At 73.1% G+C, this 20684-nt stretch carries 14 protein-coding genes and 1 pseudogene; 9 read left to right on the top strand and 6 right to left on the bottom strand.

Annotation, left to right across the window (positions count from 1 at the left end; all coding sequences use genetic code 11):
* Nucleotides 1-27: 27 nt before the first annotated feature.
* Together FHX74_RS15200 and FHX74_RS15195 are read right to left on the bottom strand one after the other, a co-directional pair.
* The gene (locus FHX74_RS15200; protein WP_182561053.1) at nucleotides 28-4920 is read right to left on the bottom strand and encodes an ATP-dependent helicase; all 4893 of its coding nucleotides are present in this window, start codon (nucleotides 4918-4920) and stop codon (nucleotides 28-30) included.
* A 41-nt stretch (nucleotides 4921-4961) separates the two neighbouring features.
* Complete coding sequence (locus FHX74_RS15195) at nucleotides 4962-5567, bottom strand: GNAT family N-acetyltransferase (protein ID WP_182561052.1); 606 nt, start codon at nucleotides 5565-5567, stop codon at nucleotides 4962-4964.
* Nucleotides 5568-5633: 66 nt separating this feature from the next.
* On the opposite strand from FHX74_RS15195, the gene FHX74_RS15190 reads away from it, so the two are divergent.
* Entirely contained in the window at nucleotides 5634-5828 is a 195-nt protein-coding gene (locus tag FHX74_RS15190; RefSeq protein ID WP_182561051.1) for a DUF3046 domain-containing protein, read from the top strand.
* Between the two features lie 132 nt (nucleotides 5829-5960).
* Entirely contained in the window at nucleotides 5961-7292 is a 1332-nt protein-coding gene (locus FHX74_RS15185; protein WP_182561050.1) for an MFS transporter, read from the top strand.
* 48 nt (nucleotides 7293-7340) lie between these two features.
* On the opposite strand, the gene FHX74_RS15180 is transcribed toward FHX74_RS15185, so the two are convergent.
* A complete protein-coding gene (locus tag FHX74_RS15180; protein WP_182561049.1) occupies nucleotides 7341-8810 on the bottom strand; it encodes an NAD-dependent succinate-semialdehyde dehydrogenase in 1470 nt (489 codons plus the stop codon).
* A 180-nt stretch (nucleotides 8811-8990) separates the two neighbouring features.
* Here FHX74_RS15180 and FHX74_RS15175 point away from each other — a divergent pair, with 180 nt between their 5' ends.
* The 4 genes from FHX74_RS15175 to rny all read left to right on the top strand — a co-directional run bounded on the left by FHX74_RS15175 (nucleotide 8991) and on the right by rny (nucleotide 15181).
* The gene (locus FHX74_RS15175; RefSeq protein WP_220484049.1) at nucleotides 8991-10319 is read left to right on the top strand and encodes an MFS transporter; all 1329 of its coding nucleotides are present in this window, start codon (nucleotides 8991-8993) and stop codon (nucleotides 10317-10319) included.
* Between the two features lie 270 nt (nucleotides 10320-10589).
* Nucleotides 10590-11639, top strand: coding sequence for a recombinase RecA (recA, locus tag FHX74_RS15170; protein ID WP_456238310.1), 1050 nt, complete (start codon nucleotides 10590-10592; stop codon nucleotides 11637-11639).
* Between the two features lie 524 nt (nucleotides 11640-12163).
* A complete protein-coding gene (locus FHX74_RS15165; protein ID WP_182561047.1) occupies nucleotides 12164-12622 on the top strand; it encodes a regulatory protein RecX in 459 nt (152 codons plus the stop codon).
* 642 nt (nucleotides 12623-13264) lie between these two features.
* Complete coding sequence (gene rny / locus FHX74_RS15160; RefSeq protein WP_182561046.1) at nucleotides 13265-15181, top strand: ribonuclease Y; 1917 nt, start codon at nucleotides 13265-13267, stop codon at nucleotides 15179-15181.
* A 16-nt stretch (nucleotides 15182-15197) separates the two neighbouring features.
* Here the strand turns inward: rny and FHX74_RS15155 are convergent, their stop codons facing one another.
* Both FHX74_RS15155 and FHX74_RS15150 read right to left on the bottom strand, forming a co-directional pair.
* Nucleotides 15198-15977: an amino acid ABC transporter ATP-binding protein gene (locus tag FHX74_RS15155; RefSeq protein ID WP_182561045.1), complete on the bottom strand. Its 780-nt coding sequence runs from the start codon at nucleotides 15975-15977 to the stop codon at nucleotides 15198-15200.
* 158 nt (nucleotides 15978-16135) lie between these two features.
* A complete protein-coding gene (locus FHX74_RS15150; protein ID WP_182561044.1) occupies nucleotides 16136-17065 on the bottom strand; it encodes an aldose 1-epimerase family protein in 930 nt (309 codons plus the stop codon).
* A 68-nt stretch (nucleotides 17066-17133) separates the two neighbouring features.
* Here FHX74_RS15150 and miaB point away from each other — a divergent pair, with 68 nt between their 5' ends.
* Together miaB and FHX74_RS15140 are read left to right on the top strand one after the other, a co-directional pair.
* Entirely contained in the window at nucleotides 17134-18654 is a 1521-nt protein-coding gene (miaB, locus tag FHX74_RS15145) for a tRNA (N6-isopentenyl adenosine(37)-C2)-methylthiotransferase MiaB (protein WP_182561043.1), read from the top strand.
* Nucleotides 18655-18803: 149 nt separating this feature from the next.
* Nucleotides 18804-19337 (top strand): ferritin, encoded by a 534-nt coding sequence (locus tag FHX74_RS15140; protein ID WP_182561042.1) that lies wholly within the window; start codon nucleotides 18804-18806, stop codon nucleotides 19335-19337.
* Between the two features lie 122 nt (nucleotides 19338-19459).
* Here FHX74_RS15140 and FHX74_RS20425 read toward each other — a convergent pair.
* Nucleotides 19460-19624 (bottom strand): annotated as a pseudogene (locus FHX74_RS20425) (antitoxin); the annotation flags it as partial.
* A gap of 124 nt (nucleotides 19625-19748) precedes the next feature.
* Between FHX74_RS20425 and miaA the strand changes: the two are divergent.
* Nucleotides 19749-20681, top strand: coding sequence for a tRNA (adenosine(37)-N6)-dimethylallyltransferase MiaA (miaA, locus tag FHX74_RS15130; RefSeq protein ID WP_182561331.1), 933 nt, complete (start codon nucleotides 19749-19751; stop codon nucleotides 20679-20681).
* Nucleotides 20682-20684 lie beyond the last annotated feature (3 nt).

The raw sequence follows: 20684 nt of genomic DNA, 5'->3' as shown, positions 1-20684 counted from the left end.
GGGGGTCGTCCGGGGGTCGTCCGGCGGTCAGCGGGCGGGACGGAGCCGGAGTCCCTGCGGGGTCATGGTGAAGCCGGCCTCGAGCAGGGCGTCCTTGAGCACGCCGGAGTGGAAGACGTGGTCGCCGTCGGCCTTCTCGACGGTGATCCGCCCCAGCCGTCCGGCGCTCACCGCCTCGGCCAGCGTCCGGGTGGCCAGCCCGACGACCTCGCGGTCCTCCGGGGAGTCGCCGCGGAAGCAGAGCAGCGTCTTGCCGCCGCGCTCGACGTAGAGCACCAGCTCGCCGTCGACGAGCACCACCACCGCACCGGCCTTGCGACCGGGGCGGTGACCCTCCCGCTCCGGCCAGGGGAGCGCAGCACCGTAGGCGTTGGCCGGGTCGCAGGCCGCCAGCAGCTGAGCGGACCGCTGGTCGGGTTCGCGGTCGCGGCTGTGCTCGCGAAGCCGGTCGATCGCCCCGGTGACCGCGAACTGGGCCGCCCCCAATCCCTCGACGAAGTAGCCGCGCCGGCACTGGCCGGACTCCTCGAGCGTGCTCAGGGCCCGGTAGGCCGCACCGAAGCCGCCTTCGCCGCGCTCGGCCAGGACGCTGCCGCGGGTCAGGACGCCGTACCGGTCGAGCTGGCCGAAGAGCTCGCCCGCGAACCGCTCCTTGTCCGCCGCCTCGCCGCGCTCGCCGGTGATCACCCGCGACCAGCGGCCGGCCGTCTCGGGCGAGCTCATCCGCAAGCCACCCGGGCGGCGCCCTGCTCCCGGCCGTTGCAGGTGAGCCCGGCGCAGTCCGGCCCCGGCCCCGCCACGGGCCCGGGCGGCGTTCTGCCGGGGGCGTCGGATCGTTCCCGAGGCGGTGCGCGCCCGGACCGGACCGAAGGTGTCACCGGTGAGGTGCCCGGACCAGACCAGGTCCCACAGTGCCGCCACGTAGTCCTCGCGGCGGCTCAGCCCGACCCCGGCGGGGACCAGTGTCTCGAAGAAGAACCCGCCGCCCGGCTCGAACGACCCGAGCAGCTCCGACGCCAGCGCGCCGGTCGGGTCGACCGGGGGCGGCGGCAGGTCCATGCCGGTCAGGTAGAAGCGGACCCAGCCGTCGTTCTCCCCGATCGGCCCGTCGCCGACCCAGGTCACCTCACCCGAGGTGGTCAGCTCGTCGAGCATCGCCGGCTGGTAGTTGGACACCCGGGCCGGCAGCACCACCGACTCGACGGCGCTGGCCGGCAGCGGGTAACCCGCGAGCAGCTCGAGCGCGCCGAGCACGGCGTCGGTGCCGCGGGCGTTCGAGCCGACGCCCTGCCACTCCGGCAGGAACCGCGCGAAGGCGGTCTGCTCGACCGGCTCGACGCTCTTGCGCAGCCGGGCCAGCGTCCGGCGCTTGATCAGCGCGAGCACCTTCTGGTGGCAGTACTGCCGCAGCTCGCCGTCGGTCCGGGTGCGGTCGCCCTCCCCGGACAGGTCGTCGGTGAAGGACCCGGTGACCACCGCACCCTGGCGGACCAGCAGCTCGAGCGCGTCGTCGACCACCGCCTGGCCGAGGCCGTAGCGGCGGGCGACCGTCCGCAGCTCGAACGGTCCGTGCGTCCGCGCCCAGCGGAGCACCAGGTCGGCGATCGGGTGCTCGGCCGTCTCGGTGAAGGCGGCCGCGACCCCCGGCGGGACCGGGATGCCCAGCCCGTCGCGCAGTTTCGGCACGTCCTCGATCACCGCGAACCGGTCGTCCCCGGCGATCCGGACCGGGACCACCCGGCGGGCGTCGACCAGCTCGCGGAGCGCCCGGCCGGCGTCCAGGTCCGGGGCGCAGCGGGCGGAGATCTCGGCCGCGTCGAACGGGCCGGTGGTGCGGATCAGGTCGAACAGCTGCTCGACCGTGCCGGCCTGTCGTTCGGCGCTCAGCCCCTGCAGGTCGGCCTTGGTGGACGCGATGACCTCGGGGTCGAGCAGCTGCTTGAGCCCGTCCTTGCCGAGCAGCTCGGCCAGCAGCCCGGCGTCGAGCGACAGCGCCGCCGCCTTCTTCTCGGCCAGCGGGACGTCGCCCTCGTAGACGAAGGCGCCGACGTAGCCGAACAGCAGCGACTTCGCGAACGGTGACGGCTCGCTGGTCTCGACCTCCACCACCCGCACGGTCTTGGCCGCGATCGCCTGCTGCAGACCGATGAGTGCCTGCAGGTCGAAGACGTCGGTCAGGCACTCGCGCATGGTCTCGAGCACGATCGGGAACTCGGGGAACCGGGCGGCCGCGCTGAGCAGCTGGGCCGACCGCATCCGCTGCTGCCACAGTGGCGAGCGCGATCGCGGGTCACGCCGGGGGAGCAGCAACGCCCGGGCCGCGCACTCGCGGAACCGTGAGGCGAACAACGCCGACCCGCCCACCTCGTCGGTGACGATCTGCTCGAGCTGCTCGACGTCGCCGGTGATCAGGTCGGCGCCGGGCGGCTCGGACTCGGTGTCGGGGATCCGCAGCACGATCCCGTCGTTGGTCGCGGTGGCCTGCACCTCGGTGCCGTACCGCTCGCGGGCCGCGTGCTCGATCACCAGGGCCCACGGCGCCAGCACGCCCTGGCCGAGCGGGGAGTGGACGCAGACCCTCCAGTCGCCGAGCTCGTCGCGGAACCGCTCGAACACCACCACCTGGTCGGTGGGGAGCATCCGGGTCGCCTGCTGCTGCTCGGACAGGTAGCCGATCAGGTTGCCCTGCGCCCAGTCGTCGAGCCCGCTCGCGGCCAGCCGTTCGCGTGCCTGCGGCTCGGGCAGCGCGGCGAGCTCGCGGACGAAACCGCCGAAGGCCAGGCCCAGCTCGGCGGGGCGCGGCGGGGCGTCGCCCTTCCAGAACGGCAACCGGCCGGGCACGCCGGGGGCGGGGGAGACCCGCACCTGGTCGTGGGTGATCTGCTCGATCCGCCAGCTGGTGGTGCCGAGGGTGAAGACGTCGCCGACCCGCGACTCGTAGACCATCTCCTCGTCGAGCTCGCCGACCCGACGTCCGCCGCCGGACCGACCGCCGGGGGTGTCGCCGAGACCGTCGACCAGGAACACCCCGAACAGCCCGCGGTCGGGAATCGTGCCGCCCGAGGTGACCGCCAGCCGCTGCGCGCCGCGGCGCCCGGTGAGCGTCCCGGTCTCGCGGTGCCAGACCAGCCGCGGCCGCAGCTCGGCGAAGTCCTCGGAGGGATACCGGCCGCTGAGCATGTCGAGCACCGCGTCGTAGGCGCTCCGCGGCAGGGTGGCGAAGTTGGACGCCCGCCGGACCAGCGCGTAGACCTCGTCGGCCGAGATCTCGGCCTGTTCGTCGGCCGCGGTGCCCGCCCGCGGCTCGGTGGCCTCGGAGACGATCGCCACGATCTGCTGGGCCAGCACGTCGAGCGGGTTGCGGAGCTCGGCGACCTCCTCGATCGCCCCCGCCCGCATCCGCTCGACCACCACCGCCGACTCGACGAGGTCGCCGCGGTGGTTGGGGAAGAAGACGCCGCGCGAGACCGCGCCGACCTGGTGCCCGGCGCGTCCGACCCGCTGCAGCCCGCTGGCCACCGACGGCGGCGACTCGACCTGGATGACGATGTCCACCGCGCCCATGTCGATGCCGAGCTCGAGCGAGGAGGTCGCCACCACGCACGGCAGCCGGCCCGACTTGAGGTCGTCCTCGATCTGGGCGCGCTGCTCCTTGCTGACCGAGCCGTGGTGGGCCCGGGCGATCACCTCCGCGGCGGTGCCGTGCCGTCCGGAGCCGTCGTGCCCCGCCGAGGCTCCGGACTGCGCCATGATCTGGGCCGGCGGCCCGGGGACCCGCAGCGCTCCGTCCAGCCCGTCGTGCTCGTCCGGCTCGTCGTCCTGCCCGTCTCGCTGGTGGTCCGGTGCCTCGCTGGCGTCGCGGTCGGCGCCGATCCGTTCGGCGTGCAGCTCGTTGAGGTGTGCGGTCAGCCGTTCGGCCAGCCGCCGCGAGTTGGCGAACACGATGCTCGAGCGGTGCGCGCTGATCAGGTCGAGGATCTGGCTCTCGACGTGCGGCCAGATCGACGGCCGCTGGGTCGGCGGCGCGAGCGGGTCGTCGAACCCGTCACCGCTCGACCTGCTGCCAGTGGCCGGACCGGCGTCGGGGATGCCGGCCGCGCCGAGCGCGGACATGTCCTCGACCGGGACCACCACCTCGAGGTCCCAGACCTTCTCCGCCGGTGGGGCGACGATCTCGACCGGCAGCCGCCCACCGAGGAAGCCGGCCACCCGCTCGGCGGGGCGGACGGTGGCCGACAGCCCGATCCGCTGGGCCGGCCCCGGCTCGGGCTCGCCGTCGGCGGCGGCGGTCTGCGCGCGGAGCCGGTCGAGCCGCTCGAGCGACAGCGCCAGGTGGGCGCCGCGCTTGCTGCCGGCCAGCGCGTGCACCTCGTCGACGATCACCGTGTCGACCCAGCGCAGCACGTCTCGGGCCTGCGAGGTCAGCATCAGGAACAGCGACTCCGGCGTGGTGATCAGGATGTCCGGCGGGCGGCTGACCAGCCGGCGCCGGTCGGCCGCCTGGGTGTCGCCCGAGCGCACGCCGACCGACACCTCGGGGGCCGGCAGCCCCAGCCGGCCGGCGGTCTGCCGGATCCCGGCGAGCGGGGCCCGCAGGTTGCGCTCGACGTCGACGGCCAGCGCCTTGAGCGGCGAGACGTAGAGCACCCGGCAGCGCTGCTTGGGCGGCGGCGGGGGCCGGCGGGTCAGCTGGTCGAGGGCCCAGAGGAACGCGGCCAGCGTCTTGCCCGAGCCGGTCGGCGCGATGACCAGGGCGTTGTCCCCGCGCGAGATGCTCCGCCAGGCGCCGGCCTGGGCCGCGGTGGGGGCGGCGAACACCTCGGTGAACCAGGAGCGGGTGGCCGGGGCGAAGGCGGCGAGCGGATCGTCCGCCGCGTCCGCCGACGCCCGGGGCGCGGCGAGCGAGGCGGTCGAGGTCATGTCCGCCATCTTGCCTCGCCCCACCGACAGTTCTGCCGCGGTCACCGCCCGCCGGGCGGCTCCGGGGGTCCGGAGGGCTCGGCCGGACGCAGCAGCGCGTAGAGCAGCATGTCCCGGCGGGTCCCGCCGATCGGCTGGTGCGACCGCAGCAGGCCCTCGGCCGCGAACCCGGCCGCCTCCACCGTGCGCCGCGACGCCGTGTTGTCGGGCTCGACGTAGGCCTCGACCCGGAACAGCCACGGCAGGCTCCAGCCGAACCCGGTGACCGCGCGGACCGCGTCGGTGGCCGCGCGCCGCCCCCGGGCCGTCGGGGAGATCGCGTAGCCGAGGTGGGCGCGTCCGGTCCGGACGGCCTCCAACGGTCCCGACGGCGTCCACAGACCGACCTGCCCGAGGGCCTCGTCGGTGTCGCGGTCGGCCACGCAGAAGCTCCAGCCGCGACCCTCGGCCGGACGCCGGTGCTGCCGGGCGATCCAGGCCAGCGCCTCCTCCTCGTCGGCGCCGGCCGGCACCGTCATCACCAGCGGGACGTACGGATCGGTCGCCAGGGCCCGGACCATCGCCACGTCGGCCGCGCGGAAGGCCCGCAGCCGCACCGACCCGGCAGCGGGTGGCTGCTCGGGCCAGGGCGGGACGTTGCCGTGCACCCGAGCACCCTGCCACGGCCCGCGCGCGACCCGGAGGGTGCGAGAGCCTCGCTAGGCTGACCGATCGTGCGCGAGACCGAGTTCTGGGAACGGATGCAGCAGCATCTCGGGGCGGCGTACGCCTCGGTCTGGGCCGGTCAGCACAACCTGTCCGCGCTGGGCAACCGCACCGTCGACCAGGCCCTGGCCGACGGGGTCCCGCCGAAGACGATCTGGCGGGCGGTCTGGGCCGCGCTGGAGCTCCCCGACCGCGAGCGCTGATCCGGAGTCGGCGACGCGCCGACCCGCTCCCGTGACGGTTGACAAGGTGACCGGTTCTGGCCACGATCGGACGGGCGCGCGTTGAAAGGATTCAAACGCGCCGAGCCGCACGTCGAGCCAAAGGGGGCAGCGATGACGACCGCCGCGCAGACGGACCAGCGCCAGGTGACGGGGCAGCAGTGGCGGTGGTCGGTGCTGGCCGGGATGGCCTCCTTCCTGGACGCCGGATCGATCGTCGCGCTGGGGGCGAGCCTCGAGTTCTGGAAGCAGTACCTCGGCCTCAGCAACAACCTGGTCGGGCTGCTGACCGCCATCGGCCCGAACGCGATCGGTTGCGCGATCGGCGCGGTGATCGGCGGTCGGCTCGGCGACCTGCTCGGTCGCAAGCGGATCTACCAGTGGGACCTGATCGTCTACGCGGTCGGGGTGCTGCTGATCGCGGTCTCGGTGAACACGCCGATGCTGCTGATCGGCACGGTGATCGTCGGCATCGCGGTCGGCGCCGACGTCCCGACCTCGCTGGCTCTGGTCGGTGAGTTCGCGCCCGACGGCGCCCGCGGCAAGCTGCTCGGCTTCTCCCAGATCGCCTGGAACGCCGGCCCGGTGATCGTGCTGCTGGCCGCGCTGGCGATGAGCAACCTCGGTCTGCTGGGCGGCCGGATCCTCTTCGTGATCCTGCTCGTGGTCGCGTTGGTGACCTATCTGCTGCGGCGGGGGATGGTGGAGTCGCAACGCTGGACGGCGGCCTCGGGTGCCGCCCGGCAGGCCGGCGTCGAACCCGGTCAGGCTCTCGAGAACGCGCCGATCCCGAAGGTGACGATCAGCAACCTGCGGGGTCTGCTCAGCGGCCCGATGATCAAGGCGTTGCTGTGGACGTTGGTGATCTACCTTTTCTGGAACCTCGCCGCCGGCACCAACGGGATCTTCACGCCGTACATCATCACCTCGCTCAAGGCGGGCAGCCAGGCCGCCAGCGTCGGCCTGTCCTGCGCCGGCTTCGTGATCGGCATCCTCGCCGGGCTGTTCATCTTCATGCCGCTGGCCGACCGCGGCTACGTCACCCGGCGGACGATGTGGGGCATCGGTGCCCTGATGCAGATCGCCGCCTTCATGGCCTATCTGATCTTCCCGTTCGCGATCCCGGTGATCATCGCCAACATCGTGCTGTTCGGCGTGGGTGGTGCGCTGGCGGGCGAGGCGGTCTACAAGACCTTCAGCCAGGAGCTGTTCCCGACGATGCTGCGCGGCACCGCGCAGGGGCTGACCTTCGGCGTCTCGCGGCTCTGCCTGGGCATCTGGAGCTTCTTCGTGCCGACCCTGGCCGAGAGCGGGATCAAGCCGGTGGCGGCGCTGCTGGCGATCTTCCTGGCCATCAGCGGTGTGGTCGGCTTCTTCGGGATGCCCGACACGGTGGGCAAGTCCCTCGAGCAGATCGAGCGCGAGCGGGGCACCGCGAAGGTGTGACCGGCGGACCGACGCGCCAACTCCTGCCCGGCAGCGAGCCGTCCCGGCTCAGAGCGCCAGCCCGATGTACTTCGTCTCGAGATACTCGTCGATCCCGACCGCGCCGCCCTCGCGGCCGAGCCCGGACTGCTTGACCCCGCCGAACGGTGCGGCAGCGTTGCTGACCACACCCTGGTTGAGTCCGACCATCCCGTACTCGAGTGCTTCGCTGACCCGCAGCGCGCGCCTGAGGTCGTTGGTGAAGAGATAGCCGATCAGGCCGTACTCGGTGTCGTTGGCCGCCGCGACCACCTCGTCCTCGGTGTCGAACCCGATCAACGGCGCCACCGGCCCGAAGATCTCCTCGCGGCGCAGGTCGGCGTCCGCGCTGATCCCGGTCAGCACGGTCGGCGGGAAGAAGAAGCCGGGCCCGTCGACGGCCCGGCCGCCGGTCGTCGCGGTGGCGCCCTTGCTGATCGCGTCGTGCACCAGCGTGCTGACCTTGTCGAGCTGGGCCGGGTCGATCAGCGGGCCGACCTTGACCGCGGGGTCGGTGCCGCGCCCGACCGGCAGCTCGGCCATCGCCGCGGTGAGCCGGGCGGCGAAGGCGTCCATGATCGAGTTCTGCACGAAGATCCGGTTCGCGGCCGTGCAGGCCTCCCCGGTGTTGCGCATCTTGGCCGCCGTCGTCCCGGCCACCGCCTCGTCCAGGTCGGCGTCCTCGAAGACGATCAGCGGCGCGTTGCCGCCCAGCTCCATCGACGTGCGGAGCACCTGTTCGGCGCTCTGTTCGAGCAGGACCTTGCCGATCCGGGTCGACCCGGTGAACGACAGCTTGCGGGCCAGCCCGGACCGGATCAGCGGCTCCATCACCGCGTTGGCGTCGGTGCAGGTGATCACGTTGACCGCGCCGTCGGGCAGCCCCACCTCGGCCAGGATCGCAGCCAGCGCCAGCATCGACAGCGGAGTCTGCGCGGCCGGCTTGATCACGCTGGCGCACCCGGCGGCGATCGCCGGGGCCAGCTTGCGGGTCCCCATCGCGGCCGGGAAGTTCCAGGGGGTGATCAACAGGCACACCCCGACCGGCTGCTGGGTGATCAGGAACCGGGCGCCGCCCTGCGGCGCGGTCTGGTACCCGCCGCGGATCCGGGTCGCCTCGCCGGCGAAGTGCCGGAAGAACGACGAGGCGTAGGCGATCTCGCCCTTCGACTCGGCCAGCGGCTTGCCCATCTCGAGCGTCATCAGCAGGGCCAGGTCGTCGCTGCGCTGCTGCATCAGGTCGTAGGCGCCCATCAGCGCGTCGGAGCGCTCTTGCGGGCTCATCGCGGCCATCACGGGTTGGGCGGCGACGGCGGCCTCGAGTGCGCGCCGTCCGTCGTCGGGACCGGCGTCGGCCACCGAGCAGAGCGGCTGTCCGGTCGCCGGGTCGAGCACCTCGAAGGTCGCCCCGTTCGCGGCGTCGGACCAGCGCCCTCCGATGTGGAGCTGCTTGCCCACCGCCCCGACCACCCGGTTCTCGTCGGTCTGCGTCACACCCATCGCTCCACGTCCTCCCGGTCCTGACGAGCACCGCGGCGGTCCGCCGTCGGGTCGCCGGCCACGCTAGCCCTGCCCGCTCCTGCCGCCGTGCCCCGGCGTCCCCCCGACCCGCCGCCGGGCGCGGAGAGCGGGTGGCTAGCGTCGGCCTGCACGCGTTCTCGACGACGAGAGGCCGATCACATGACCAGCGACCCCACGGCCGCACCGCGTTCCCCTGCCGACTCGGGCCGGCCGGGACTGCTCCGGTTCATCCCGCGCGCGCACCCGATCTCCTGGGTGATGCTCGCCGTGACCACCGGAGCGGTGCTGATCACGTCGATCGACCGGGCGATCCTGCCGGCGGTGCTGCCGGGGATCCAGCAGGAGTTCCGGCTCGACGACGCTGCGGGCGGCTTCCTGGTCGGGCTGAGCTTCGCCGGCACCGCCATCGGCGGGCTGTTGATCGGCGTCTTCGGCGACTCGCTGGGACGCGGCGTGCGCCGGGCCTGGGCCTGGGCGGTCGCGGTGGCCATCGTGGTGGTGTCCTCGGTGCTCACCGCCTTCTCGCGGACGCTCGGTCAGCTGCACGTGCTCCGGGTGGTGATGGGCATCGGCACCGGCGGCATGGAACCGGTCAACGTGACGATGGTCGGGGAGTGGTGGCAGAAGGAGAACCGCGGCTTCGCCGTGGGCACCCACCACACCGGTTTCCCGATCGGCCAGTTCGTCGGGCTGCTGCTGATCGGCGCCACCGTGGCCGTCTCCGGCTGGCGCGGGGCGTTCCTGTTCATCCCGCTGATCGCGGTGCCGATCGTCGTCGTCCAGATCGTGCTGGCCCGGCGGCGCAACCTCCGGGCGGCGAACACCTGGATGCGCGAGCACGACCTGACGCCGTCGCTCGAGGAGAACGAGGTCGCCGGCGACCGCGAGCGGCACCCGCTGCGCAGCGCCGCGGCGGCGGTCCGCACCGCGCTGGCCGAGCGGAACGTCCGGCTGATGGTGCTCGCCAACTTCCTCTTCCTCTGGGCCGAGTCCGGGGTCACCGCCTTCCTCACCGTCCAACTCACCCGCGAGGCGGGGATGGACCTGGCCACCGCGGTCACCGTCTCCGGGGCCTCGGGGATCACCGGCTGGATCGGCCAGATCGTCTGGGGCACCGTCTCCGACCACCGCGGCCGCAAGTTCAGCCTGGGCATCCTCGCGGTCGGCTGGGCGGTGGCGGTCGCGGCCATGGTGCTGATCCACGGTCCGGTGTCGGCCTGGGTCATCCTGATCGCCTGGGGCCTGGTGCGGAACTCGCCGTTTCCGGTGATGTACGCGGCGATCATCGACACCGTCCCCGAGGGCGCCTCCTCCGGCCTGGGCATCATGATCGGGATCGGGCTGGGGCTCTCCGGCCTGGTCGCGGCCCCGGTGGCCGGGGTGCTGGTACAGCACGCCGGGTTCGTCGTCCACTACCTGGTGATCGCCGCGATCTGCCTGCTGGCGCTGATCCCGATCCGGCTGCTCCGCGAGCCGCGCACCGCCTGAACGGGCTGCCCGGACCTCGTCCGGATTCCCTCGCGCGCCCGGTCCCGGTCCGGCTCCGGCCGGATCGCCGGTCGCTCGGCGTGTCGGGTCCGCTTCGAACGTCTGTTCGGTAAGTTGTCCACTGCAGCGACGGCCTCCGGAGCACTGTCCACAGGGTTCGCGCTGCACCGGCTCGATGTCGGAGCCGACACCTAACGTACGAGCAGACGTCGACGACAACATCCGAGCAAGCGAGAAGACAGGTCCGCCAGGGGCCTGAGGAGAGGACGAATCATGCCCGTTGCGGACCGTGAGAAGGCGCTGGAGTCGGCGCTCGGTCAGATCGAGAAGAGCTACGGCAAGGGCTCGGTCATGCGACTCGGCGACGGAGCCCGCGCGCCCATCGAGGTGATCCCTACCGGGTCGATCGCCCTCGACGTGGCGCTGGGCATCGGCGGGCTGCCGCGCGGCCGGGTGGTCGAGATCTACGGCCCGGAGTCGAGCGGCAAGACCACCGTGGCCCTGCACGCGATCGCCAACGCCCAGGCGGCCGGCGGCATCTGCGCCTTCATCGACGCCGAGCACGCGCTCGACCCGTCCTACGCCGAGAAGCTCGGGGTCGACACCGACGCCCTGCTGGTCAGCCAGCCGGACAACGGCGAGCAGGCGCTCGAGATCGCCGACATGCTGGTCCGGTCCGGGGCGCTCGACCTGGTGGTCATCGACTCGGTCGCCGCGCTGACGCCGCGGGCTGAGATCGAGGGCGAGATGGGTGACAGCCACGTCGGCCTGCAGGCGCGACTGATGAGCCAGGCGCTGCGGAAGATGACCGGTGCGCTGAGCGGGGCCGGCACCACCGCGATCTTCATCAACCAGCTCCGCGAGAAGATCGGCGTGATGTTCGGCTCGCCGGAGACCACGACCGGTGGCAAGGCGCTCAAGTTCTACGCGTCGGTCCGCCTCGACGTGCGGCGGATCGAGACCCTCAAGGACGGCACCGACATGGTCGGCAACCGCACCCGGGTCAAGGTGGTCAAGAACAAGGTGGCCCCGCCCTTCAAGCAGGCCGAGTTCGACATCCTGTACGGCCAGGGGATCAGCCGCGAGGGCAGCCTGCTGGACATGGGCGTCGACGCCGGGCTGGTCCGCAAGGCGGGTGCCTGGTTCACCTACGAGGCCGACCAGCTGGGGCAGGGCAAGGAGAACGCGCGGGCCTACCTGCGCAACAACCCCGACCTGGCCAACGAGCTGGAGAAGAGGATCAAGGAGAAGCTCGGCATCGGTCCCCAGGTCGACGTGCCCGCCGGCGTCGACCCGGTGACCGGCGAGGTCGAGTTCTGACCCTCTTCCGGTCGACCGACGGCGTCCCGGCCCGTGCTCGCTCCGGCGAGCCCGGGCCGGCTCCGGCTCCGCCCGCCGACCGAGGCACCACCGACCGGGGCACAGCCGACCGAGGCACGAACGCACCGCCACGCCGGCGCCCGCAGCCCAGCCGGGCCGAGGTCGAGGCGCTCGCCGAACGGATGGAGCGGATCGCCCGCGGTGATTCCGACGGCGGTGGGCTCGACCCGACCGCTGGCTCGCGCCGGGGCAGCCTCCAGAGCATCCGGGCCCGCCGGGGCGGAGGCGCGCCGGAGGGTGACCGCGCCGAGACCCGACGCGAGCAGGCCGACGGTCGCGACGGGTTCGGAGATCGGGGGAACCGGACCGGTGAGCGCGGTCGAGGAGGTCGTAACGACCGGGGGAGTCGCTCCGGTTCGCACGGCTCCCGCCGGCGGGAGCGACGCGACGGCCGGGACCGCGAGCCGACCGGAGACCGGGACCTCGGGCCCGAGGCGGATCCGGAGTCGCTGGCTCGGACCATCGTGCTGACCAAGCTGACCGCGCAGGCCCGCAGCCGCCACGAGCTCGCCGAGGCCCTCCGCAAGCGCAACGTCCCCGACGAGGTGGGGGACCGGGTGCTCGACCGGATGACCGAAGTCGGTCTGGTCGACGACGCGGCGTTCGCCGAGTCGTGGGTGACCAGTCGCCAGTCGCGCCGCCACCTCTCGAAGACGGCGCTCCGGCAGGAGCTGGTCCGCAAGGGCGTCGACCGCGAGCAGATCGACGGCGCGCTCGAACAGGTCGAGCCGGAGGACGAGTACGACGCCGCGCTTGCGCTGGCCCGCAAGAAGGCGCGCACCACGGCCGGGCTCGACCCGGTGGTCCGACGCCGCCGGGTGGCCGGCGCGCTCGCCCGCCGCGGCTTCGGGTCCGACGTCACCCGCCGTGCCCTCGCCGAGGCGCTCGACCCCAATGCCGACGACAGCCTCGACACTCCCTGACGGCCGTCCGTCGGCGGAGCCCGTCGAAGCCCGTGTGTGGCGGCGGTTGAGGCTGTCGATGCCTGCGCGCGACGGCGGTTGAGCCTGTCGAAGCCGGCGCGCGACGCTGGCTGAGCCTGTCGAAGCCCGCGCGTGACGCTGGCTGAGCCTGTCGAAGCCTGCGACCGGCTGCTTACGTCCGGACGGACGCGCGTCACGGGTGTGCCGCGCCTGCCGGACGGGCGGGGGTTCCTTGACCACCCTGAGAGGCGCACCTACTCTGCCCATGAGGGTTACACCACGGCCACAGGCCGTTCACCGATATGACACACAGCCGGGCCCCGGCCCGGACCACCACCGCATACGCACGACGCAGCACCAGCCAGAACGAACCACGATCCCGGTGGGGCGAGGGCACCGAATCCCCGTCCCGGGATCGGATCGAGACACCGAAGAACCGACGACGCGACACGGGCGTGGCCGGTCGACCCGTCGGCCGGACGCTCGTCGTCCGCCGTCCGGAGCACGAGGAGCACGCGCTGAAGTCGTAGGCACACCCGCCTGCACGGACACGTCGTCGGACGTCGCCACCCGCCGGGACGCGGGCCGGCGGTCGTGGTGGACCCTCTCGGAGGCCCGGCCGGGCCGGAGAGGAGAGCGCGCATGTTGGACCCCGCTGCCGTCGCGGTGCTGCTGATCGTCGTCGCCGTCCTGCTCGTCGTCCTGGTGGTGATCGCTGCCGCCGTCCTGCTGCGGCTCCGCCGCCGCAGCGCCCCCGTCGCTGAGCCCCGTCCGTCGGCGACGAGTGCGTCGACGGGTCGTGACGGCGACGCCGGGAGCCGTACGTCCGCCGCGGGCTCGACGCGCCCGTCGGCCCCACTCGGCCCGTCCGCCGTCTCGTCGGCGAGCCAGTCGCGGCCCGGATCGGCCAGTCGCGCCGCCGACGCCGATCCCGTCGATCCTGATCCGGCCGCCCCCGGTTCGGCTGCCACCACCCAGGGGGCGACCGCGGTCCTGGGTGTGGCGTCGTCCGCGGCCGGGACCGCGCGACCCGTGACCGATCCCGCCCCGGGGCGCTCCATGGCCAATTTGTCGTCGGACGGCTCCTCCGAGCTGGTGGCCGACGCCGAGCAGCGGGCCGAGGAGATCCGCGCCGAGGCCGACAAGTACCGCAAGCGACTCCGCGCCCGAGCCGAGGCCGCGCTCAAGGAGGCCCAGGAGCACCGCGACCAGACCGAGCAGGAGCTCACCCGGCAGCAGGCCGAGGCGCGGCAGACCCGGCTCGACCTCGAGCGGCGTGAGCAGCGGGTCGCCGACCGCGAGCACCGGCTCGACGCCGAGACCCACCTCGTCCACCAGAAGCTCCAAGAACTCGACGAGAGCCGCACCGAGCTCGCCGAGCAGGCGGAGGCGGCCGCCCAGGCCGAGGCCGCCCGGATCCACGAGCTCGAACGGGTGGCCGGCCTGACCGCCGACCAGGCCCGGGCCGAGCTGGTGACCGCGGTCGAGCAGGAGGCCAAGCGACACGCGGTGATCCTGGCCCGCGACATCGAGAGCACCGCCCAGCGCGAGGCCGAGCAGCGTGCCCGGTCGATCCTGGTCGGCGCGATCCAGCGGCTGGCCTCCGAGCAGACCTCCGAGTCGGTGGTGGCGGCGATCCACCTGCCCAGCGACGAGATGAAGGGCCGGATCATCGGCCGCGAGGGCCGCAACATCCGCTCGTTCGAGCAGGTGACCGGGGTCAACGTGCTGATCGACGACACCCCGGAGAGCGTGCTGCTGTCCTGCTTCGACCCGGTCCGCCGCGAGGCGGCCCGGATCACCCTGACCGAGCTGATCGAGGACGGCCGGATCCACCCGGTGCGGATCGAGGAGGTGCACGAGCGGAGCAAGGCCAAGATCGCCGAGCGCTGTCTCCGCGCCGCCGAGGACGCGCTGGCCGAGGTCGGGATCACCGACCTCCACCCCGAGCTGGTCACCGTGCTCGGCACCCTGCGCTACCGCACCTCCTACGGGCAGAACGTGCTGCGGCACTCGGTCGAGTGCGCGCACCTGGCCGGGATGATGGCCGCCGAGCTCGGGCTCGACGTCGCGCTGTGCAAGCGGTCAGCCTTCCTGCACGACATCGGCAAGGCGCTGACCCACGAGGTCGAGGGGTCGCACGCGCTGATCGGCGCCGACCTGGCCCGCAAGTACGGCGAGCACCCCGACGTCGTCCACGCCATCGAGGCTCACCACAACGAGGTCGAGCCGCACACCGTCGAGGCGGTGCTCACCCAGGCCGCGGACGCGATCAGCGGGAGCCGGCCGGGCGCTCGCCGCGAGAGCCTCGAGGCCTACGTCCAACGGCTCGAGCGGCTCGAGGAGATCGCGCTGGCCCACGAGGGCGTCGAGAAGGTCTTCGCCATGCAGGCCGGCCGCGAGGTCCGGGTGATGGTCACCCCCGACGTGGTCGACGACATCGCCGCCCAGGTGCTGGCCCGCGACATCGTCAAGCAGGTCGAGGAGGAACTCACCTATCCCGGGCAGATCCGGGTCACCGTGGTCCGCGAGTCGCGGGCGGTCGAGACGGCCCGCTGAGGCGCGCCGGCCCGGCTCAGTGGGTGAGGATCTTCGAGAGGAAGTCGCGCGCCCGGTCCGAGGTCGGGTTGGTGAAGAAGGTGTCCGGGTCGGACTCCTCGACGATCTGGCCGTCGGACATGAACACCACGCGGTTGGCGGCCTTGCGGGCGAAGCCCATCTCGTGGGTGACCACCACCATGGTCATGCCCTGGCGGGCCAGGTCGACCATCACGTCGAGCACCTCGTTGACCATCTCGGGGTCGAGCGCCGAGGTCGGCTCGTCGAACAGGATCACCTTGGGGTTCATGGCCAGCGCCCGGGCGATCGCCACCCGCTGCTGCTGACCGCCCGAGAGCTGCGCCGGGAACTTCTCGGCCTGTGAGTCGACGCCGACCCGCTTGAGCAGCTCCATCCCGCGCTGCCGGGCCTCGGCGGCCGGCACCTTCCGGACCTTGGTCGGGCCGAGGGTGACGTTCTCGAGGATCGTCTTGTGGGCGAACAGGTTGAACTGCTGGAAGACCATGCCGACGTCGGCCCGCAGCCGGGCCAGCCCCTTGCCCTCCTCGGGCAGCGGCACCCCGTCGATGGTGATCGTCCCGGACTCGATGGTCTCCAGCCGGTTGATCGCCCGGCACAGCGTCGACTTGCCCGAGCCGGACGGCCCGATGACCACGACGACCTCGCCGCGGCCGATCGACAGGTTGATCTTCTGCAGCACGTGCAGGTCGCCGAAGTACTTCTCGACGTCGGTGAGCACGACCAGCGGCTCGCGGCCGCCCGGTGCGCCGCCGGACTCGCCGGTGCTCTCGGTCATGACCGGAGGCTATCCGACCGGCCGTCTCGGCACCGGACCCGGCGGCTGTGCCGTGCGGACCGCTCTGTGCCCTTCGACAGGCTCAGGGCTCGGGACGGGTGGGGGCTCAGGGCACGGGGTGGGCGAAGGCTCGGACGCGTGGGTGGGACCCAGGGCGCTCAGCCGGCGTAGATGCCCCAGCGGCCGCGACAGGCGGCGCCGGGCTCCAGCACCACCAGGCCGTCGCTGGTCGGACCGTCGTTGAAGGCGTCCGGGCCGCAGGTCATCGGCTCCACCGCCAGACCGCCGGTGCGGTCGGCGTTGCCGGTGAAGACCTGGGTCCAGCGGTGGTTCTCGTCCGCCCAGAGCGTGGTGCGGCGGTCGCCGCCGGTGATGCTGACCCGCCAGCGGCCGTCGGGCCCGCGGTCCAGGCCGGTGAAGGCGGTGTCGAGGTCGGTGTCACCGACCCGGCGCGGGGTGCGGAAACCGTCCGCGTCGTCGACCTCGACCAGTTCGACCGGGAGCATCCGGTCGTCCACCCTCAGCCGGCGGGCAGCGGGGACGACGAGCTCGAGCTCGGAGACGTCGGCCTCGCCCGCGGTCAGGTACGGGTGCGCGCCGTACCCGAACGGGGCGCGGTGGGCGCCGACGTTCCGCGCCTCGACGTCGACCTCGAGCCCGCCGGCCGACAGCCGGTAGCTGAGGGTGCAGTCGAGCACGGTCGGCCACCCCTTCTGCGGGAACACCGTCACCTGCAGGGTCACCGAGCTCGGCTCGTGGCTCACCAGGCGCCAGCCGGTCCAGCGCACCAGCCCGTGCATCGCGTTCTGCCGGTCCGGCTCGGCCAGCGGCAGCTGCTGGGTGGTGCCGTCGAAGGTGTAGCGGCCGTCGCGGATCCGGTTCGGCCAGGGGATCAGCTGCTGGCCCCGCCCGCCCCCGATCGTCTCGTCCGGCCCGAACCCGTGGATCAGGTCGCGGCCCTCGTACTGGAGCAACCGGAGCGTCGCCCCGAGCTCGGTGACCACCGCCCGGTAGCCGCCGCCGGAGATCTCGTACTGCACGCCGGTCGGGAACACCGGACGGTCGGACGGGCTGCTGGTCTCGGACACGTCGGCAGCGTATCGACGCCGGTCGCGGACCCCGGCGCGCACGTCGCGCCGGTCTAGGCTGACCCATCATGTCCAGCACCACCCTCGACACCGCGCACGAGCAGTCGGTGGCCGGCGCGCGCACCTACGCGATCCGCACCCACGGCTGCCAGATGAACGTCCACGACTCCGAACGGCTCGCCGGGCTGCTCGAGCAGGCCGGTTACGCCCGCGCCGAGGGCGAGGACGCCGACGTCGTGGTGTTCAACACCTGCGCGGTCCGGGAGAACGCCGACAACAAGCTGTACGGCAACCTCGGCCACCTGCGGCAGACCAAGCTGGCCCGACCGGACATGCAGATCGCCGTCGGCGGCTGCCTGGCCCAGAAGGACCGCGGCGAGATCACCCGCCGGGCGCCCTGGGTGGACGTCGTCTTCGGGACCCACAACCTCGGTGCGCTGCCCACCCTGCTCGAACGGGCCCGGATCCAACAGGAGGCGCAGGTCGAGATCGCCGAGTCGCTCGAGCGGTTCCCCTCGACGCTGCCGACCCGGCGCGACTCGCCCTACTCGGCCTGGGTCTCGATCAGCGTCGGCTGCAACAACACCTGCACCTTCTGCATCGTCCCGGCGCTGCGCGGCAAGGAGAACGACCGCCGGCCCGGTGACGTCCTCGCCGAGATCGAGATGCTGGTCGCCGAGGGTGTCCAGGAGATCACCCTGCTCGGCCAGAACGTCAACGCCTACGGGGTCGACTTCGGCGACCGCGGCGCCTTCGCCAAGCTGCTCCGCGCCTGCGGCGGCATCGAGGGGTTGGAGCGGGTCCGGTTCACCTCGCCGCACCCCAAGGACTTCACCGCCGACGTGATCGCCGCGATGGCCGAGACCCCGAACGTGATGCCGCAGCTGCACATGCCGCTGCAGTCCGGTTCGGACGCGGTGCTCCGGGCGATGCGCCGCTCCTACCGGCAGGAGCGCTACCTCCGGATCATCGCCGACGTCCGCGACGCGCTGCCGGACGCCGCGATCACCACCGACATCATCGTCGGGTTCCCGGGGGAGACCGAGGAGGACTTCCGGGCCACCCTGGACGTCGTCCGCGAGGCCCGGTTCAGCGCGGCGTTCACCTTCCAGTACTCGATCCGCCCGGGCACGCCGGCGGCCACCATGCCCGACCAGATCCCCAAGGCGGTCGTCCAGGAGCGCTACGAGCGATTGGTCGCGCTGGTCGAGGAGATCGCCTGGGCGGAGAACCGCACCCAGGTCGGCCGGCGGGTCGAGGTGATGTTCGCCGACGGCGAGGGACGCAAGGACGGGGCGACCCGGCGGATGTCGGGCCGGGCCCGCGACAACCGGCTGGTGCACGTCCGGGTCCCCGACGACCCGACGGCGCGGCCGCGTCCCGGCGACGTCGCCGAGGTCGTGGTCACCCACGCCGCACCGCACCATCTCAACGCCGACGACGGGCTGCTGACGCTCCGCCGGACCCGCGGCGGCGACGCCTGGGAGGCCCGCGAGCGCGGCGAGGTCGCGCCGTCGGCGGCCGTCGGTCTGGGGATGCCGTCCGTCGGTGTTCCGGCCCCACTGCCACCGGCCCGCGGCTGCGTCTGAGGAGCGCCGTCCAGCCCTGTTCAGCGCTGGAACTCGCGGGTGCCGGAAGGGCCGTCGTACTGGCGCGGCGTCCGGCGCCGATGGGAGGATGACAGCCCCGCGGCCACCCCCGCCCGCGGAGCGAGACGAGCCCGTCGCAAAGGAGCCCGATGCCCGCCGAGCGCTTCGTCGCCCAGCTCAACGACCAGATCGCGAACGAGTTCGCCGCGCACCAGCAGTACCTGGCCGCCGCCGTCTACTTCGACCGGCTGACGATGCCGCAGCTGGCCGGCTTCTTCTACCACCAGGCCACGGTCCAGCGCGGGCACGCGATGATGATGATCAAGTTCCTGGCCGACCAGGACGCCGCGGTGGTGGTGCCCGGGGTCGAGGCCCCCACCACCGATTTCGACTCGGTGGTCGGCCCGATCGAGCTGGTCCTCGAGCAGGAGCGCCGGGTCACCGACCAGATCAACCTGCTGACCCGGATCGCCCGCGAGGAGGGCGACTTCGCGGCCGAGGCCTTCGTCCAGTGGTTCACCAAGCAGCAGGTGGACGCGGTGATCACCATGTCCGACCTGCAGACCGTGGCCCGGCGGTCGACGAACGACCCCGAGGCGATCGAGGCCTACATCTGGCGCGAGCAGACACCGCGCGAGCACCCGCAGCACCGTCCCGGTGAGGACGGCTCCGTCCCGGCGTGAGGCCCGGCTCGCCGGCCGACCCGGGCCGCGGGTCAGCTGGTGGGCGGCGGACCGTCCGGCGCCGCCGGCGGGTGCGGCTCGGTCGGGTGGGTGCCCGCCGGGTCGGCCCCGTCGCGGCCTCCGAGGTCGTCGACCCGGTCGCGGGCGAAGTCCTGGGCGCGGTCGACCTGGTCGGCGTACTTCCCGCCGGTCTTCTGGTCGATCAGGTCACCCGCCTTCTCGATGCCCTGGCTGATCTTGTCGCTGTGCTGGGCGGCCAGGTCCTTGGCCTTGTCGAACAGTCCCATCTCGCCTCGTCTCGGCTGGTGCTGCGCTGCTGCAGGTCGGGTCCGCGGTGCGGGGCCCGGCTCCCATCCTGCCGCGTCCGACCCGCGGGCGCGATGATGGTGCCGTGATGCGCCGGTGATCGTGGTGCTGGTCGGCCCGACGGCGGTCGGCAAGTCCGGGCTGGCGATCGCGCTGGCCGAGCACCTCGGCGCCGGCGGCCGACCCGCCGAGATCGTCAACGCCGACTCGATGCTGCTCTACCGCGGGATGGACATCGGGACCGCCAAGCCGACGCCGGCCGAGCGCGCCCGGGTCCGGCACCACCTGGTCGACGTCCTCGACGTCACCGAGACCTCGACGGTCGCGGAGTTCCAGACCCTGGCGCGGGCCGCGATCGAGGACTGCCTGACCCGCGGCGTGGTGCCGGTGGTGGTCGGCGGCTCGGCGCTCTACGTCCGCGCCGTGGTCGACGAGTTCCGCTTCCCCGGGACCGACCCCGACGTCCGGGCCCGGCTCGACGCCGAGCTCGCCGAGCGGGGCCCGGCCGCGCTGCACGAGCGGCTGGCCGCCGTCGACCCGGGTGCCGCGGCGGCCATCCTGCCCGGCAACGGCCGGCGGATCGTCCGCGCGCTCGAGGTCATCGAGCTGACCGGGGAGCCGTTCACCGCCTCGCTGCCCGCACACCGCTACGCACTGCCCGACGTCCGCCAGCTCGGCCTCGACACCGACCGGACCACCCTCGACAGCCGGATCGCCGACCGGGTCGACCGGATGTGGGCCGACGGCCTGGTCGAGGAGGTCCGCGGGTTGCTCGACCGCGGTCTGCGCGAGGGCCGGACGGCCAGTCGGGCACTCGGCTACGCCCAGGTCCTCGACCACCTCGACGGCCGGACGAGCGAGGCGGAGGCGCGCGAGCTGACGGTCACCGGCACCCGGAAGTTCGCCCGCCGGCAGGGCTCGTGGTTCCGGCGCGACCCGCGGATCAGCTGGCTCGGCGGACCCGGCGACGACCCCGACACGCTGCTCGACCGCGCGGCGGACGTCCTCGCCGCCCCGGGCCCGGCGCTGGCAGACTGACGG

Source organism: Microlunatus kandeliicorticis (assembly GCF_014137855.1).
GTDB lineage: Bacteria > Actinomycetota > Actinomycetes > Propionibacteriales > Propionibacteriaceae > Microlunatus > Microlunatus kandeliicorticis.
This window is presented reverse-complemented; position numbering and strand designations above follow the sequence as displayed.

Excerpts from the sequence above, each read along its gene's own strand:
- FHX74_RS15180 (WP_182561049.1), bottom strand. The coding sequence starts at position 8,810 with ATGGGTGTGACGCAGACCGACGAGAACCGGGTGGTCGGGGCGGTGGGC.
- rny (WP_182561046.1), top strand. The coding sequence starts at position 13,265 with ATGTTGGACCCCGCTGCCGTCGCGGTGCTGCTGATCGTCGTCGCCGTC.
- FHX74_RS15155 (WP_182561045.1), bottom strand. The coding sequence starts at position 15,977 with ATGACCGAGAGCACCGGCGAGTCCGGCGGCGCACCGGGCGGCCGCGAG.
- FHX74_RS15200 (WP_182561053.1), bottom strand. The coding sequence starts at position 4,920 with ATGACCTCGACCGCCTCGCTCGCCGCGCCCCGGGCGTCGGCGGACGCG.
- miaB (WP_182561043.1), top strand. The coding sequence starts at position 17,134 with ATGTCCAGCACCACCCTCGACACCGCGCACGAGCAGTCGGTGGCCGGC.
- FHX74_RS15185 (WP_182561050.1), top strand. The coding sequence starts at position 5,961 with ATGACGACCGCCGCGCAGACGGACCAGCGCCAGGTGACGGGGCAGCAG.
- FHX74_RS15140 (WP_182561042.1), top strand. The coding sequence starts at position 18,804 with ATGCCCGCCGAGCGCTTCGTCGCCCAGCTCAACGACCAGATCGCGAAC.
- FHX74_RS15175 (WP_220484049.1), top strand. The coding sequence starts at position 8,991 with ATGACCAGCGACCCCACGGCCGCACCGCGTTCCCCTGCCGACTCGGGC.